At 60.5% G+C, this 16,200-nt stretch carries 12 protein-coding genes; 3 read left to right on the top strand and 9 right to left on the bottom strand.

All coding sequences use genetic code 11. The annotated features are described in order from the left end of the window. Positions 1 to 66: 66 nt before the first annotated feature. Positions 67 to 657, bottom strand: coding sequence for an IS6 family transposase (locus FEJ81_RS22025; RefSeq protein WP_138247485.1), 591 nt, complete (start codon positions 655 to 657; stop codon positions 67 to 69). Between the two features lie 221 nt (positions 658 to 878). On the opposite strand from FEJ81_RS22025, the gene xacF reads away from it, so the two are divergent. Beyond that, positions 879 to 2,330 (top strand): 2,5-dioxovalerate dehydrogenase, encoded by a 1,452-nt coding sequence (xacF, locus tag FEJ81_RS22020; protein WP_138247348.1) that lies wholly within the window; start codon positions 879 to 881, stop codon positions 2,328 to 2,330. Between the two features lie 39 nt (positions 2,331 to 2,369). Here xacF and FEJ81_RS22015 read toward each other — a convergent pair whose 3' ends face one another. After that, positions 2,370 to 3,143 (bottom strand): IclR family transcriptional regulator, encoded by a 774-nt coding sequence (locus FEJ81_RS22015; protein WP_138247347.1) that lies wholly within the window; start codon positions 3,141 to 3,143, stop codon positions 2,370 to 2,372. 425 nt (positions 3,144 to 3,568) lie between these two features. Between FEJ81_RS22015 and lhgO the strand changes: the two genes are divergently transcribed. After that, positions 3,569 to 4,768, top strand: a complete 1,200-nt coding sequence (lhgO, locus tag FEJ81_RS22010) for an L-2-hydroxyglutarate oxidase (protein WP_138247346.1) — start codon at positions 3,569 to 3,571, stop codon at positions 4,766 to 4,768. A 47-nt stretch (positions 4,769 to 4,815) separates the two neighbouring features. Here the strand turns inward: lhgO and FEJ81_RS22005 are convergent, their stop codons facing one another. The 7 genes from FEJ81_RS22005 to FEJ81_RS21975 all read right to left on the bottom strand — a co-directional run bounded on the left by FEJ81_RS22005 (position 4,816) and on the right by FEJ81_RS21975 (position 14,805). Beyond that, complete coding sequence (locus FEJ81_RS22005) at positions 4,816 to 6,060, bottom strand: mandelate racemase/muconate lactonizing enzyme family protein (RefSeq protein ID WP_138247345.1); 1,245 nt, start codon at positions 6,058 to 6,060, stop codon at positions 4,816 to 4,818. 392 nt (positions 6,061 to 6,452) lie between these two features. After that, a complete protein-coding gene (locus FEJ81_RS22000; RefSeq protein WP_138247344.1) occupies positions 6,453 to 7,526 on the bottom strand; it encodes a mannonate dehydratase in 1,074 nt (357 codons plus the stop codon). A 207-nt stretch (positions 7,527 to 7,733) separates the two neighbouring features. After that, positions 7,734 to 8,900: an enolase C-terminal domain-like protein gene (locus FEJ81_RS21995; RefSeq protein ID WP_138247343.1), complete on the bottom strand. Its 1,167-nt coding sequence runs from the start codon at positions 8,898 to 8,900 to the stop codon at positions 7,734 to 7,736. 78 nt (positions 8,901 to 8,978) lie between these two features. Beyond that, on the bottom strand, positions 8,979 to 10,211 hold the full coding sequence (locus tag FEJ81_RS21990) for a mandelate racemase/muconate lactonizing enzyme family protein (RefSeq protein ID WP_138247342.1): 1,233 nt from the start codon (positions 10,209 to 10,211) through the stop codon (positions 8,979 to 8,981). 577 nt (positions 10,212 to 10,788) lie between these two features. Further along, the gene (locus FEJ81_RS21985; RefSeq protein WP_138247341.1) at positions 10,789 to 12,432 is read right to left on the bottom strand and encodes a thiamine pyrophosphate-binding protein; all 1,644 of its coding nucleotides are present in this window, start codon (positions 12,430 to 12,432) and stop codon (positions 10,789 to 10,791) included. Between the two features lie 158 nt (positions 12,433 to 12,590). Beyond that, a complete protein-coding gene (locus FEJ81_RS21980; protein WP_138247340.1) occupies positions 12,591 to 13,529 on the bottom strand; it encodes a dihydrodipicolinate synthase family protein in 939 nt (312 codons plus the stop codon). A 334-nt stretch (positions 13,530 to 13,863) separates the two neighbouring features. Continuing rightward, positions 13,864 to 14,805, bottom strand: coding sequence for a dihydrodipicolinate synthase family protein (locus tag FEJ81_RS21975; protein ID WP_229504829.1), 942 nt, complete (start codon positions 14,803 to 14,805; stop codon positions 13,864 to 13,866). A 211-nt stretch (positions 14,806 to 15,016) separates the two neighbouring features. On the opposite strand from FEJ81_RS21975, the gene FEJ81_RS21970 reads away from it, so the two are divergent. Continuing rightward, the gene (locus tag FEJ81_RS21970) at positions 15,017 to 16,087 is read left to right on the top strand and encodes an Ldh family oxidoreductase (RefSeq protein ID WP_138247338.1); all 1,071 of its coding nucleotides are present in this window, start codon (positions 15,017 to 15,019) and stop codon (positions 16,085 to 16,087) included. Positions 16,088 to 16,200 lie beyond the last annotated feature (113 nt).

Genomic DNA, 16,200 nt, shown 5'->3' with positions numbered 1-16,200 from the left:
TTAGTGCCGACGCAGACTGGAAGACACAGCTGACGAAAGCGTGTCGCCTCCTCGAAGTGGCATTGTTCAGATTAGCTGGTTCCAGCAGTATGCGTAGCTCTGCAACCATGTTTCAGCAGTTGCTGGATTGGCGTTTCTGAAACAGTTTCCAAACTGGGAGGTACGTCGCTTTATCTCTTGGAAGAGACGTTCGACAGCGTTCCGATTTCCATGTTTTTCGTATCGAAATCGGAGCCTAAGATGATGGAGTGCAGCTTTGAGCCAGGGTGCTGAATCGACGAGAAACATCTCAGTGAGTGCGGTTGTACGCGTTGAATAGAGCTTGACGTGGCGGAATTCGTGTGTTTTGGGATCGATAGCAGCGTACAGCCAGTAGCGTTGATCGTCGAGTTGGATCACGGTTTCGTCGAGCGCAACGTGATCCGGCTGTTTGCCAGCTGCCAGCTGTAAATCGGCTTTTTGCACCCAATTATGGATCGTCGATCTTGCCCGTTCGACACCGAATCTCTCTAAGGCAGAAACAGTATCCGAAAGTGATAATCCGGCCAGATGGAGCTGGATACTCAGTCGCATCAGTTCGCGCGGTGTCGCCTCGCGCTCCACAAAATCTAATTGAATGCCGCTACTAGAGCCGTTGAGGCGGCTGAGTTCTGGCATGGACACCTAGAATTCTGACCGCCTCGCTTTTCAGACCGTATCTGAACAGCGCCCGTCACCGCGCCATTGTTCAGATAACATCATGACCGGAAGTCGGGATACGAGAGGTAGGGTGCAGTGGGTGACTCCGGAGTCTATTTCGCTCGACCGCCGATTATTTCTTCCGAATGTTAGCCGGTACCCCAATTCCCGTATATTAGAAGCGATAATCCGCGAGTGGAATGCCGACAGAGTACACGAATTACGTTGGCGGACAGTGGACCGAATCGGAACGCGGAGACACGTTCGACGTTCGAAATCCTGCAGATACCGACGAAGTCATCGGGACCTATCAGGCCTCAACGGAGGCGGATGTCGAAGACGCGATCGAAACGGCGGTCGCCACTCAGGGCGACTGGGCCGGTACTCCTGGGCCGGAGCGCGGTCGAATTCTCAGGGATACGGGCGAGGCACTGGCCGTACGCAAGGACGAGGCAACGGAAACGCTCGTCCGAGAGGAGGGCAAGACTCGGAGCGAGGCCGCCGGCGAAGTCCAGCGCGCGATCGACATCTTCCGTTATTACGCGGAGAAATCCCGCGACCTCGGCGGAACGTCGAAGGCATCAAGCGCGCCGGCCTCCGAACTGTACACGAAGCGAGAACCGCTCGGCACCGTTGGACTCATCACACCGTGGAATTACCCGATCGCGATTCCTGCCTGGAAACTGGCCCCTGCGCTTGCGGCCGGAAACACGGTCGTCATCAAGCCGGCTTCGCAGGCGCCGAGCATGACTCGAATCATTTTCGAATGTCTCGACAAGGCCGGACTCCCGTCCGGAGTCGCGAATCTCGTCACGGGATCCGGAAGTGAGGTCGGTGCGCCCCTGGCTGCCCACGATGAGATCGACGGCGTCTCGTTCACCGGAAGCACGTCGGTCGGCACGGCGGTCGCGCAGTCAGCAGCGGACGACCTGAAGCGAGTCCAGTGCGAAATGGGCGGCAAGAACCCTACGGTCGTCATGCCCAGCGCCGACATCGACAGCGCCGTCGATATCGTCGGCGTCGGGGCGTTCGGAACGACTGGTCAGTCCTGTACCGCCTGTTCCCGCGCGATCGTCCACGAGGACGTATACGACGAATTCGTCGAGGCGATCACCGACTACGCGGAGTCGCTCGAGATCGGGCCCGGACTGAATGATCCGGACATGGGTCCACACGTCAGTCGCGGTGAACTCGATTCGACGCTCGAGTACGTCGACATCGCTCGCGACGACGGCGCGACTCTGCAGACCGGTGGCAACGAATGCACCGGCGACGAGTACGACGGTGGGTTCTTCGTCGAACCGACCGTCGTTACCGAGGTCGAAAGCGAGATGCGAATCGCACAGGAGGAGGTGTTCGGACCGGTTCTCGCCGTAGTGAAGGTCAGCGACTTCGAGGAGGCGGTCGCGGTCGCGAACGACGTCGATTACGGGCTCTCGGCGAGCATCGTGACGCAGGATCTCACCGAAGCGAACCGCTTCGTCGATGCGGTGGAAGCGGGCGTCGCGAAGGTCAACGAGAAGACGACCGGGCTCGAACTCCACGTTCCCTTCGGCGGATACAAGGACTCGTCGACGAACACGTATCGCGAGCAAGGTGACGCGGGTCTCGACTTCTTTACCGCGACGAAGACGGTGTATATGAATTACTGACGACTGTGACCGGGTATCGGTCCGAAAATCCGGTTTCCCCTAGGAAAATTTCGTGTTGAGTTCGATCACGTTCGCGGCCCGTTGAACACTTTCGGCGATTTCGCCGTGCAGGCGCTCGTCGGTGATTCGACTGGCCGGTCCAGTGACGCTGATGGCCCCGTGTATTATCTCGTCGTTTTTGATCGGAGCGGCGACGCATCGGAGCCCCTCGATGTTCTCTTCGTCATCGATCGCATAGCCCCGCTCGGCGATCGTCTCGAGATTCTCGTAGAGTTCCCGTTCGTTCGTAATCGTGTTCGGACCGCGCGGCGTGAATTCGGCAGTGGAGACGATTTCTTCGGTCCGGTCGGACGGCAGGTGTGCGAGGATGGCCTTTCCAAGCGATGTCGAGTAGATCGGTTGTTTCTGACCGATACGCGACGCCGTCTCGACTGCGTGCTCCCCCCTCGCTTTGTACAGATACGCTAACTGACCGTGCTCTTCGAGCCCGAACTGAGCAATCTCTCCCGTTTCGTTCGCCAGTTCGTCGACCTTCTCGACGATGACGTTGTAGTTACACGCCTGCTCTCGGACGTCGTTGGCCATATCGAGGATCTGCAGTCCCAACCGGTATCCGTTCCCCTCACGGACGATGATCTCCTGATCCTCGAGCGTTCGGAGGTGGCTGTGAACGGTGCTTTTCGAATGGCCGAGCTCGTTCGCCAGTTCCGTGACGGTGATCCGATCCCGCTTTCGGATCGTTTTGAGGATGGTGAACGCTATTTCCACCGACCGTATCCTGCGTCCGGGGCGTTCGTTGGGAACGTTTGCCATACTAACAATGATTGTGGTTCATTCATATAAATCTGTTCCCGGTAGGGGAACTTCTCGGGCTGACACGGACCCACTGGGACCTCGTATTCCCGCTCGAGATTAGGCATGAGCGCGGATTTCTCCGGATCATTCGCCCGTTCTCAGCAACGATACTTATCGCCGCTATCTGATCTCACAAATCCCTGCTTGGCGTAATACTTACCCGCGCCCTCGAGAATAAATTACAATCATATGGTTGTACGCATTCGGTAGACGGGAACTAGACCGATCATCGCCGGTAGGGAGAGGGGTGCGTCCAGAAACGGTGGGCGCGTTTCCGGAGCGGCATCCGAAACTATTCGCGCCGAATTCGAGCTGTACGAGTCACGGATTGCCTATCGCGAGACAGTCGTCAGTTTTACTACTTAGAACGGCAATCGTGTGGTATGCCCAAGTACGATATCGTTATCGTCGGCGGCGGCTGTGTCGGCTGTTCGACCGCGAAACATCTCGCGGAAGACCGCGAACTGGACATCGCTCTGGTCGAAAAGGAACACCGGCTCGCCGCACATCAAAGCGGGCGGAACTCCGGTGTTCTTCACCCCGGTTTCAACTATGAACCGGGGTCCACGAAGGCGCGGTTCGCTACCGAAGGGACGACTCGGATGAAAGCGTACGCGAACGAACGAGATATCCCCCTTCGGGAGTTCGGCGTCGTCGTCGTCGCTACTACCGCCGCCGAAGAGCGCCGGCTATCGTCGATTCAGCAACAGGCCGACGCCAATGGAGTCGAGACCGAAATCATCGGCTCGGAAGAGCTTGAGGAGCGCGAGCCTCACGCGCAGGGTCGCGCCGCATTGTACTGTCCGGAGGCCGCGTCCGTCGATTCCCAGCAGTACGTCTATGAACTCGCCAAAGAGGCCAAGAACGCCGGTGTCGACTTCTACATGGGGCATACCGTGGAATCGGTGTCCGCCTCGTCCTCCGACGTCCGGGTCCGGACCGATAAGGGAGCGATCAACGGCGACTACTTCGTTAACGCGGCCGGTCTCTATGCCGACAAGCTCGCCGCGGAAGTCGGAGTGGGAACGGGGTACCAGATTATCCCCTTCCGAGGCGACTACTACGAACTCGTTCCCGAACGCCGGCACCTCTGTAACACGATGATATATCCGACGCCGGACCCCGAATTGCCGTTTCTCGGCGTCCACTATACGCGCCGAACCGACGGAAAGGTCATCGTCGGTCCCAATGCAGTGCTCGCGTTCGCTCGTGAGGCGTACCGGAATACGGAGTTCGATCTCGGCGAACTTCGCGACGTGCTCAGCTACGGCGGGTTTTGGAAGCTGATGATGGAGCCGAAAATGATGAAGGTCGCGTGGGAGGAGTTGAACAAATCATACAAAAAGAAGGCGTTCGTCGAGGCCTCCCGGAACCTCGTCCCCGAGGCGCGCGCTCAGGATTTCGTCCGCAGTTACGCCGGTGTACGCGCTCAGCTCGTCGACGGAAACGGCGAACTGGTGAAGGATCCGATGGTCCAAGACGGACCACGCTCCCTCCACGTGCTCAACGCCGTCTCACCTGGGCTGACGTGTTCCCTTCCGTTCGGTGAGCACGTTGCCGAGCAGGTCCGCGAAGAACTGTAGGCCAGTAGTCGACAGCCTTCGGTTTGACCGCCGCCGCCTCGAGGCGGTTACTCGTCCTCGTCGTAGTGGAACTCCGTCCACGGTCCGTCGGCGAACGGGTAGTCCCGGATCACGTCGAGGTTCACATCGACTCCGAGGCCGGGTCCGTCCGGTACGGTCAGCATCCCGTTATCGATGTCCGGTTCGCCGTCGATAATATCGAACGCGAGCTCGAACGGATACATGCCGGGATCGGGTCGACCGTCAATCGTCGGATCGTTTTCGAAGACCGGATACTCCAGCAGCCGCACTTCCGGGGCTGCGGCGACGAGATGGGCGTTGGCGATCAGTCCGAGCCACGTGCCGAAGTTATGGGGAACGAACTCGACGTCACGACCGCGACAGAACTCGATCGCAGGACGACAACCCGAGAACCCCTCGTGATGCCGCACGTCGCCCTGAAGGAAGTCGACGGCACCGGTCTCTCCCAGTTCGACGAGCCCGGACGGGGACTCTTTGCTTTCGCCGCCCGCGAGCGGTGCACCGTGCTCCGCTAATGAGGTATACCCCTCGTGATCGTCCGGCTCCACCGGTTCTTCGATCCAGAACGCACCTTCACGTGCAGCGTGTTCGACGAGATTCTGAACGGTATCGTCCCCGTACGAGCTCCGGAGCTTCCACCACGTGTGGACGTCGAGCATGAACGCCATCTCGTCGGTCGCCGCGGCGAGCTGCTCGACCGTCCGCCGATCCCCGTCCGGTCCGATCCCGGGACGATACTTGTAGCCGAAGAACCCCTCCTCCTCGAGGACCTCGGCTTGCTCGACGTAGCCTTCGGGCTCCATGTACATCCCGCCGCTGGCGTAGAGCGGCATTTCCTCAGCCGGCTCCGTCTCGTATTCGTCGGTGAGCAGGTCGTAAACGGGCGTGCCAAGTTCCTTTCCTCGGAGGTCCCACAATGCGACGTCGACCGCCGAGATCGCCTCCGTCTGGAGGTGTGCCGGAAGGTTCGTATCGGAGATCAGATCGTGGGCGTCGGTCACCTCGGTGATCGTCTCTCCCTCGAGCGCGTCGGCGACGGTACCACCGAGAACGTCGGCGAACGTTCCCTGTGAGTCGCCTTCGAAGTACTCGCGCATCGCGGAGCTACTCGCACCAGCGGTAGCGAATCCCTGTTCCCCGTCACGCGTTTCCAGAACGACGAGAACGACGTCTCGCTTGTTCAACCGTCGGGTGCCGCCGTGGAACGAGCGGTCTTGCGGTGGATCGATCGGCGATGATAATGCATAGCTATCTACATGGGCGATGTCCATACGTGACACACCTTCGGACATCTATTAAATAGTTACGGATCATTTCTCCGCATAGCGGCGTGATGTAGTGGGGTTTCACCAACGTAATCGTTGGACGTATCACTGATTTAATCTGCACCCTGCACCGGGACGTAACCGCACTCGTCACACTGGTACTGGGGGTGTTCGTACGGCCTATTCTGACTCACGTCACATCGAGGGCATGCCATGGGTAGTGTCAATACACTGCACGATATCTAATAAAGTTTGGTACGGCAATTGTCGCACCTGCGCCGTACGCGTATTCGACCGATGGGACGTAAGTCGCCACATCTCGAGTTCTTTGACGGTTTCGCTTCCGGACGCTGCCGCGAGCCGTGCTGGTCGACCGGACCGTCCAGATGTGCTTGGTATTACTCCGTCTCGGCTCTCTGCCCAATCCGTTCGGATCGAACCGTATCGATGACGCCGCGGAGATATCCGACGGTGAACCCGCGAGCGCGGTGTCGCCAGTCATCGTCGCCGACCATCTCCGGAACGTGATCCGGAAGGACTGCTCCCTCGAAGCCGATGTCGTTGAGCGCTCGAACGGCTTCGGCTGGATCGAAGTTCCCGCTATCGACGAACGTTTCGTGGAACTCCGGTACCGTTCCGACGACGTCGCGGAAGTGGACGAAGACGATCTGATCCCGCTTACCGAACCGCTGGATTACGTCAGTGATGTCTTCTCCCATCTGAGAGAAGCATCCGAGACAGAGCTTCAACCCGTGGTTATCGCTCGGGACGAGTTCCATTCCCCGTTCGAAGTTCTCGACGCTGCGGAACAACCGCGGAATGCCAGCGAGGGATTCGAGAACCGGCGGGTCTACCGGATGGAGGGCGAGGTCGACCCCGGCCTCCTCCGCGACCGGGAGCACCGACTCAAGGAAGTACCGGTAATTGTCCCAGAACTCCTCTTCGGTGTACTCTCGGTCGAGGCCCGGTGCGAGCTCGTGCGGGTCGTCGAGTTCGTCCAGGTCGAACGCGGTTCCCTCGGCCTCGCCGCGGATTTCGACCGGGGATGTCCGCATGGGAACGACGCTCCGGGGGTTCCACTGATACCCCAGTATCGGAATGTCCGCTTCCCCGAGGTTCCGGATGAGCGTCGAGATCTGGTCGATCGCTTCGTCCGCCCCGTCTCGGTCGAACATGATATCGCCGTACATCGAGTACGGGAGCGAGTGAACGCCGGTCAACGAGAGTCCGGCGTCTTCCACCCGTTCGCGGGCGGCAGTCAGTTCGCTGACTGACGGGATCTGATCCGGGCCGACCGCGATGGTATCGGATCCGTCGCGATCGTTGAACGCGTCGGGCTCTTCTTCCGTATCGGCGTGGTCGACGAAGATGTCCGTCGCACCGAGCTGACGGACGTACTGTAACCGCGACTCCGAAAGGGATCGTGTTCGGACACCGACTCGAACGTCTCCCAGACGCTCTTCAGTGCTCATACGTCGTACCACTCACAGGCGACCTAAAGCTTTTCGGGAGCATACTCATCCCACGACGGGGAGATTGCCGTCGTGACCGTGCAATTCGCGCCGGTCCGGTAATTCAGGGACGAGCCCCACTGACCGGTCCCGGGTCTCGAATCCAGTGTCCTTCCGGGCGTCTACACGACGGTTGTCCCCGAATTACCGGTCCGTCCCGATAGGAACCTATTCGTACACTCGTCGTCCGGTTTCGCGCGAGAGGATCTCGTCCCAATCGTATTCGACTCCGAGCCCCGGTCCGTCCGGAACGGTAACGAAGCCGTCGCCGTCGATCGTATCGATCGAGTCGGAGTAACCGTTCGCGTACACCGGCGGCTGGGTATTCTGACAGTCCGGATGAACCAACGCGACCTCGTAGTAGTTGCTGTTTCGCGTCGCCGCGAGGCACTGCCGGTGGGCGGGGCCGGGCGCGTGGTATTCCACGTCCAGGCCAAACCCCTCGGCGATGCGAGCGATCTTCATCGCACCGGTAATTCCCCCATCGTATTCGGGGTCGGCGCGGACGAAATCGGTCGCCTCGGCAGCGACGAAGTCCGCGTGCGGTTCCACGCCTCGGACGTGTTCCGTCTGTAGCAGCGGTGTCTCGAGTTTCTGTCTGAGTTTCCGATGAGCGTGCTGCGAAACGCCGCCGTCGCGGTACGGATCCTCGTACCAGAGGAAGTTCGCGTCGTCGCAGGCCTTCCCCATCTTCAGCGCGTCGGCGAAAGTCGACGGCTCGCAGGCGGGGTCGAGCATCAGGTCCATCCGGTCGCCGACCCTGTCCCCGACCGCCCTGACCGCCTCGGCCGTCTCCGCTGGGTCGGTCCAGTTGCCGCCCCAATCGTGTATCTTGAACGCCGGATACCCCATCTCGAGACACTCCTCGGCGAAATCGGCGAACGCCGCCGGAGAATCCAGGCCACCGTTCTTGTCTCCCTGATACGTCGAGGCGTAGCCGGGAAACGATTCGCGGTACGTTCCGAGTAGCTCGTGGATCGGAGCGTTTCGGTACTTTCCGGCGAAATCCCAGAGCGCGATATCCAGCGGCCCCAGTCCCATCCAGTCGTACTTTCGCAGGGCGCGTTTCATCGCGCTCCAGTGGCGCTCACGCTCGAGCGGATTTTCGCCGATCAGGTAGTCGGCGACCATGTTTATCTGTGCGGCCGCGGGCGAGTTCCCACCGACGTACTCGCCGGTGATCCCCTCGTCCGTGTGAATGCGGAGTGCGAACAACCGTCGCTCGGTCGAGGACCCCGGTTCGTAGACGACGCTAAAGCCGTTCGGACTGTATCCGACGTCGGTCAGTTCGTACGCGAACTCTATCGATTCGATGCGCGTAATAGTCGGTGGCATTCGTTCTCCGATGTGATATGTGGTGACATATATCTTCTGTCGTTTGCTCGACCTCGTCCGGCATCTCTCGGCGTGTGACTATCGCTTGCGGTGGGTCTCGACGACATCCCAGTCGAGTTCGATGCCGAGCCCGGGATCGTCCGGAACGTCGATATATCCGTTCCGAATGAGCGGTTCATCGGTGTCGACCAGGTCGTCCCACCACGGAACGTCGCGGGCGTGAAACTCCAGCCCGAGGAAGTTCGGGACCGACGCGCCGACGTGGACGCCCGCCATCGTTGCGACGGGGCTCCCGATGTTGTGCGGAGCGAGCGTCATGTAGGACGTTTCCGCGAGTTCGGCGATTTTCTTCGTCTCGGCGATACCGCCCGTCTTCGGGATATCGGGTGCGACGAAGGCGACCGATTGCCGTTCGACGAGGTCGCGGAACCCGTGTCGGCCGTAGCGATTCTCGCCGGTGAGCAGTTGTTGATCGACGCTCCGGTTCAACCTCGTCATCGCCGACTCGTTCTCCGGCGGGATCGGGTCTTCGATCCACGCGAGGTCGTACGGTTCGAGGATCGCACAGAGCCGTTCGGCCGCCTCGACGCTGAGGTTCCAGTGGAGGTCGACCGTGACTTCGGCCTCGTCGCCGACTTCGTCGGTGACGGCCTCGACGAGGCGCCGCTTGTGTTCCAGTTCCGGTTTGTCGAGGTGACGAGAGAGGGTGTCGATGTCTCGGCCGGACGGCACGTCGAGATCGAACTTCACGATTTCGTAGCCGTCGTCGACCGCGTCGCGCGCCGAACGCGCATACGCCTCCGCTTCGTAGGTCTCGGTTCGTTGGTCGTTGCGGGCGGCCGCGACCATTCCCTCTCCGCCGTGGCAGTCGGCGTACATCCGAACCTCGTCCCGCATCTTCCCGCCCAGGAGTTGATAGACCGGCTGATCGAGGAGCTTTCCGGCGGTATCCCAGAGCGCGAGTTCAATACCGCTGATCGCAATGGTCCCGATCCCCTGCTGGGACCCTCGACCGGAGAGACTGGCCCGCATGAGGTTGTACAGTCGTTCGACGTCCAGCGGGTTCTCTCCCCGCAGGACGGGCTCGAAATAGTCCGTGATCACCTCGTGGACTCCCGGTGACGGATACGCTTCGCCGACCCCGGTCACACCGGTATCAGTTTCGACCGTTACGATCGTCCACGGGAAATTGCCGTCGACAACGACGGTGGAAACATCAGTAATTTCGGCGGGATTGTCTTCTCGTGACGGCGTGCGATCGAAGTCCTGCCACATGGTCGTCGCCAACCGATCGGCGAAGTCGGAGTACATGGTACCGATCTCTTCGTCTCAATTGATAAGCCTGTTCCTCCCCTTCACGAGAGGGCGTCGTGGACGAATGTCTCTGCAAGTGGTAATCCGTTGTCTGACGACGGCTATCGCCATCGCTGATCAAACCCCATCGCGGTCTCGGACCGAGACGGGACCCATTTCGTTCCCTATAGGGGAATAATATGGCATAGGGGCTGCGCTCTCGTCGGATGACCCGGTGGTACGGTGGCCATCGTGTCTACGAATATACAACGGTACCATTGTAGATCGAGAGCTGTTTGCCCTTGGTTTACATCTATACGTTTGTAAGTTCATGGCTGGCCACCGTTCCCCTATCGGGAATCAATCGTGATCGCAGTGCGACCGAACCGGCTCCCCGATCCCGTCGGCTGACCGATTCTCCCGGAATCGAGCCGGATCAGCAATCGAAGCACCACTCGGTGTTCCTCAGTGGGGAACAGGAATCGCGGAACGTGTAATCGAACGAACTGAAATAACTCCACGAACCACGACAACCGAATGCAGCCTCTGGACCGTTCGACGGTCCGTTCAGTTCCCTGCCGATGCTGCAGAACGGTCAGTCCGTCATGTGAACGCCGGCCTGCGGCTCGGTCGGGTCGGTCGGGACTTCGATGAGGGTCGGGCCGTCGCTCTCGAGCGCGTCGGCGACGGCCGACTTGAGTTGCGCCGGCGTCTCGGCAGCGTGCGCCTCGAGACCGATACCCCGGGCGATCGTCTGGAAGTCGAGGGGCGCGTCGGTCCAGCCGTACTCGCTCGTGGACATCCGATAACTGCGTTCGGCCTCTTCGGAGATGATGGCGTAGTCGCTGTTGTTGAGGACGACGACGGTGACGTCGATACCCTCGTCGACGAGCGTATGGAGTTCGTGGACGCTCATCATCAATCCGCCGTCGCCGACGATGGTGAGTACCGGCCGATCAGGATTCGCGGCGCGGGCACCGATCGCCGACGGGAGTCCGGTCCCCATCGTCGCCCACGAGCCGGGGTTGACGTAGTTCCTGGGACCGTACGCGGGGAACGTCACAACGGTCCAGACGCGCGACCCACCGGCGTCCGCCGTTACGATAGCGTCTCTCGGCGCTGCCGTACGGATGGCGTCGAGCGCGGCGACGGACGGGAGCGGCGCTTCGTCCGTCTCCAAGAGCTCGGCTATTCGATTCCGATCGGACTCGCGGACCGATCGCGCGCGATCGACCCCCGACCCGCTCGAGACCGTGTGATCGGCCAACGAGTCGTCGAGCGCAGCGAGCGTCCGCGCGGCGTCCGCCGCGATACTCACCGCCGGGTCGTAGCTGGTGCCGATGTCGGAGGCGTCGAGCGTCACGTGAACGATCGATTCGGGGAGATCCACGGCCCACTTGCTCGTACTCACGGCGTCGAAGTCGGTGCCGACGCCGAGCGCGGCGTCGGCGTCTCCCAGCAGCGCCCGCAGTTCCGCGCTCGATCCGCCACAGAGAACGCCCGCCGAGAGGGGATGGTCCTCCGGGAACGTTCCCTTTCCCTTGTACGTCGTCACAACCGGCGCGTCGAGTCGCTCGGCGACGTCTCGGAGGTCGGCCGACGCCGCCGCGGCTCGAACACCGCCGCCGGCGACGATGACGGGTGCATCGGCGTCGGCGAGCAGCGACGCCGCTTCCGATACCTTCTCGTCGGGAGCCGCGGGGGCCTCGGCGGGCTCGATCTCACCGGCCGCGGCCAGTTCGACCGCCCTCGGGAGGAAGTTCTTCGGAACGCCGATTCGAACGGGACCCTTCGGCGGAGTCCTGGCGATCCGGATCGCGCGTCGGAGTTCCGCGATCGTACTCTGTGGCGTCTCGACGAGTACGTTCTCCTTGACGACGTTGTCGTACGTGTCGGGCGGCGTCTCGTGAATGCCGTCGCCGCCGCGGACCTCCGGTTCCGTTTCGACCGAAATATGGATCAGCGGCGTACAGTCGTTGAGCGCGTTCTTCAGCCCGTTCATCGCGTTCATGTCCCCCGGGCCGGGGATGACCACGGTTGCAGCCATCTCACTGCTCGACTCCGCGTATCCCCACGCGTTGTGGGAAACGACCGTCTCGTGGCGCGCCATCACGAACTCGACATCGTCTCGGTCGCTGACTGCCTCGTTCATCGGTAGCGTTTGCTTCCCCGGAATTCCGAACAGCGTCGTGATCCCTTCATCGACGAGACAATCGATTATTGCGCTTCCAACCGTCATATCTTCCCATGCTATTTCAGACTGCTAAAGCTTTCGGGCGGTCGGTCGGTGTCCTCGTAACTCCGTCCGCAACCGATCGACTCGAAACGCCTCGGCGTTCGCGGTCGAAAAACTCGTCTCGGTCGCTTCCGCGCTGTCCCGTTCGAACCGAACCGTCTTTACTCGACGAGGCGAGCGATATCGTCGTCGAGTTCGCCGTACAGCTCTTCGGCGCGTCGCTCGTCCTCCTCCGAGAGAGAGCGAATCGGCTCGCGGACTTCGCCGCCGTGGAGTCCGGCGAGCTCGAGTCCTTTTTTGACGGCCGGAATACTGATCGCCCCCGGAATCTCGTTTTCCGTCCCGGTCTGGTCACGGAAGTTTTGATACGGGAGACAGATGTTCCGCAGTTCCCGAGCCCGTTCCCACTCCCCGTTCGTCAGGGCATCGAACAGCTCGAGGCCGACCTCCGGGCGGAAGTTGCTCACACCGGCAGAGAACCCTTCCGCCCCTTCGGCCCAGAACGCGACCGCGAACGGTTCGGCGAGGCCGTTGACCCACACGACATCGTCGTCACCGGCTGCAACGCCAGCACCCAACTTCACGGCATCCGGAAGCGCGTATTTGATTCCGACGATACCGTCGACCCGCGTGAGTTTGCCGAGATATTCGATCGAGGGATCGAAGCCGCGGACGTACGGTACGAGTGGCCGATCAGTAGCTGCAGCGAGTTTGCGGTAATACTCCAGCAACCCCTCTTCGTGAAGGTAGGTGTGATCCGGCGGCATGATCATCATGGCGTCGACGCCGATCCGCTCGTATTCACGGATGAGTTCGGTGGCGTTGCTCGTGCTTCCGCCGACGCCGGCGAGCACGCAGGTGTCCTCGGGGAGAGCATCGACCGCCGTCTCCGCGGCGTCGATTCGCTCTCTCTGCGAGAGGGAATGATATTCGCTTATGTTCGCGGTCGCGAGGAACGTTCTGATCCCCTCTTGATAGAGTGTTTCGGCGTTTTCACTGAGCTTTCCGTGCTCGATCTCTAACTCACCGTTCAATGGTGTGAGAAGACCCGCCGCTACTCCTCGAAGGTGCTCCTGCACCTGACTGGCTGACAATGCCATGTTGATCGTTTGTCTCGTCAATCCGCATAAACCCATCGGCAACAAAGAGCGTTCTCGTCCCGTCCGATATTCGGGGTTTGTTTGCCGTCTCCGTCGCTTGCCCTGCTCGGTAACAGCCGGTCTCTTTCCGGATTTCCGCTTTCACCCGATTTAGATCGTTCGAGACCGGCGTCAAATGATTCTTGAGGCCGGTCTTCGGCCGAAGTCCGCAGACTGCGTGCTAACGGGTCGCGGTAACTCACACGGATGGCATGCGGCGGTAGCAGTCTTTCAGGCACACGATCGTCCGCTCGCCACGACTTCCGCGCTCGCTTGGACCCGACCGATCGGACTATCAGCGGGCGACGATTCCGCTGTCGATTTCGTCTTTTACGCTCCTGTAGTAGCGCTCGGCACGCTGTTTGTCGTCTTCGGTTAGCTCCACGATCGGTTCGCGGATCGGGCCGCCGTAGAGACCGGCCAGTTCCATTCCGTATTTGACGACGGGCACGTTATTGGCCGCATCGAGGTCGTTGTCCTTCCCGGTCTCTTCTCGCAGGTCCTCGTACGGGCGCAAACAGTCTCGCAGCGAACGAACTCGCTCCCAGTCTTCGTCCCTGATCGCGTCCATCACCGCGAGTACTTCCTCGGGGAGGAAGTTCCCGATCCCGGTCGTGAGCCCTTCCGCCCCTTCGATTGCAAATGACGGTGCGAACCGTTCCGCGATCCCGTTTGACCAGACGATGTCTGCGTCCGTTGTCGAGACGGCCTTCGAGAACCCGTTGATGTCGTTGACGGCGTATTTAACGCCGACTACGTTCTCGTAGGTCGCGAGTTCCCGAATCAGATCGAGCGTGACCTCCGGCCCTCGCTTGTAGATCACCACGCCGAGGTCGGTCGATTCGATGATCTCGCGATAGTAGTCGATGAGCCCGCGCTGGTGCTGATACGTGTGTACCGGATGCATGATCATCACCGCATCGGCGCCGACGGCTTCGTAGGCGTTCGTCAGTTCGATCGCCGTTTTCGTACTGCCGCCGACGCCACCGACGACGGACCCCTGATCATCGACTGCATCGACTGTGGTCTCGACGACTGCCACTCGTTCGTCGTTCGTCAACGAGTAGTACTCGCCCGTATTGCCACACGGAATCACCAGCGATCCGCCGGCGTCTACGATGTGATCAATGTTTTCGGCCAGTTCGTCGTGTCGAATTTCGTCTCCATCCTCGTCGAACGGTGTCGGATTTGTAAAGGCGACACCTCGGAGGTCGGACTTAAGCTGTTGATACGGCACAGACAGTGGTTCGGAAGGCCGGATTATAAATATTTGGTAGGATCGTCCGATCGACAGCCGTGAAAAGGGGCCAGCACGCGTGTTGAGTCCTCTTCTCTGGACCCCTTACTATAGATCAACATACTAAAACGCTATTTTAATCTCTATATTTGTGGACGCTATCGGAGCGCGGCGGTATAATTAATACTCTCCGATTGATTGGACAAGACGGATGCTCACTGTTGAACCAGATTCACTCGAATCGTTCGCTCGAGCCACGATTGAGGCGTCCGGTGCGACCCCTGAAATCGCGGAAACCGTCGCTCGTTCGCTCGTGTCGTCGGACTTAGTCGGTCACTCCTCGCACGGTGTGGTGCGGCTTCCATACTACGCTGATCAGATCGCCGCCGGTACGGTCGACCCGACGGCGATGCCGAGCATTGAACAGACGGGACTGTTTCACCAGATCGACGGAAGCGGCGCGTTCGGGCAAGTGACCGGTCGCCGAGCCGTCGAACTGCTACTCGAGACTACGAACGAGCATGGCGTCGGCGTCGTCGGTATCCGTAACTCGGGCCACCTCGGTCGCATCGGTGAGTGGGCGGATCGGATCGCTGACGAGGGATTGCTCTTCTCCTCGTGGGTCAACCTTCAGGGCGGGGCCCAGCGGATAGCACCGCCTGGGACCGCGGACAGACGCTTAGGCACGAATCCGATTACCTTCGCCGTGCCGACGTTCGACGCTCTCGATTTCAATCTGCTCTACGACGGGGCGACTAGCCAGGTCGCCCACGGAAAGATCATAGAACGGGACGGATCGGGGGAGACGCTCCCGCCGGCGTGGACGATCACAGAGTCGGGCGAACCGGTCGAATACGCCGCTGATTTCGAAGACCAAGTAGGAGCTCTCCTGCCGCTTGGCGGGACGGAATCCGGACACAAGGGATTCGGGCTCGCCATCATGGCTGAGTTGTTCGCATCGCTCGTCGGCGACGGTCCCGTTTCCACCAAAGAATCACAGGACTGGGCTGGTAACGGAGCGGCGTTCCTCGCGATCGACCCATCGGTGTTTACTACCCGGGAAGCGATCAGTATTCGGGTCGAAGCGCTGATCGAGTACCTTCGGTCGGCGGAACCGATCGCCGACGACGGTGAGGTGATTCTCCCCGGAGAACCGGAGCACCGAACCGCTCGAGAGCGCCGTGATCAGGGGATTCCGATAGAAGACGCAGTGGCGGACAACTTGGAAACGGTCGCGACCGACCGTGACGTCGAGGACGCGCTTCCACCGGCGTTTCGCTAACGGCTTAGTCCGACTATACCCGTCGTTTAACTCCGCTCGTAATCGAGAACGGGAAATGAATTTTCTCCGTCGGAGCGTCAGTGAAGTCTGAGGACGGTCCCGCCATCGCTGGT

It is taken from the genome of Natrinema versiforme (assembly GCF_005576615.1).
Classification (GTDB): domain Archaea; phylum Halobacteriota; class Halobacteria; order Halobacteriales; family Natrialbaceae; genus Natrinema; species Natrinema versiforme_A.
The sequence above is the reverse complement of the archived record's forward strand: the minus strand, read 5'-3'. Positions and strand labels throughout refer to the sequence as shown.

Excerpts from the sequence above, each read along its gene's own strand:
- FEJ81_RS21985 (WP_138247341.1), bottom strand. The coding sequence starts at position 12,432 with ATGACGGTTGGAAGCGCAATAATCGATTGTCTCGTCGATGAAGGGATC.
- FEJ81_RS22005 (WP_138247345.1), bottom strand. The coding sequence starts at position 6,060 with ATGGACATCGCCCATGTAGATAGCTATGCATTATCATCGCCGATCGAT.
- FEJ81_RS22025 (WP_138247485.1), bottom strand. The coding sequence starts at position 657 with ATGCCAGAACTCAGCCGCCTCAACGGCTCTAGTAGCGGCATTCAATTA.
- FEJ81_RS22000 (WP_138247344.1), bottom strand. The coding sequence starts at position 7,526 with ATGAGCACTGAAGAGCGTCTGGGAGACGTTCGAGTCGGTGTCCGAACA.
- xacF (WP_138247348.1), top strand. The coding sequence starts at position 879 with ATGCCGACAGAGTACACGAATTACGTTGGCGGACAGTGGACCGAATCG.
- FEJ81_RS21995 (WP_138247343.1), bottom strand. The coding sequence starts at position 8,900 with ATGCCACCGACTATTACGCGCATCGAATCGATAGAGTTCGCGTACGAA.
- lhgO (WP_138247346.1), top strand. The coding sequence starts at position 3,569 with ATGCCCAAGTACGATATCGTTATCGTCGGCGGCGGCTGTGTCGGCTGT.
- FEJ81_RS21980 (WP_138247340.1), bottom strand. The coding sequence starts at position 13,529 with ATGGCATTGTCAGCCAGTCAGGTGCAGGAGCACCTTCGAGGAGTAGCG.
- FEJ81_RS21990 (WP_138247342.1), bottom strand. The coding sequence starts at position 10,211 with ATGTACTCCGACTTCGCCGATCGGTTGGCGACGACCATGTGGCAGGAC.
- FEJ81_RS22015 (WP_138247347.1), bottom strand. The coding sequence starts at position 3,143 with ATGGCAAACGTTCCCAACGAACGCCCCGGACGCAGGATACGGTCGGTG.
- FEJ81_RS21970 (WP_138247338.1), top strand. The coding sequence starts at position 15,017 with ATGCTCACTGTTGAACCAGATTCACTCGAATCGTTCGCTCGAGCCACG.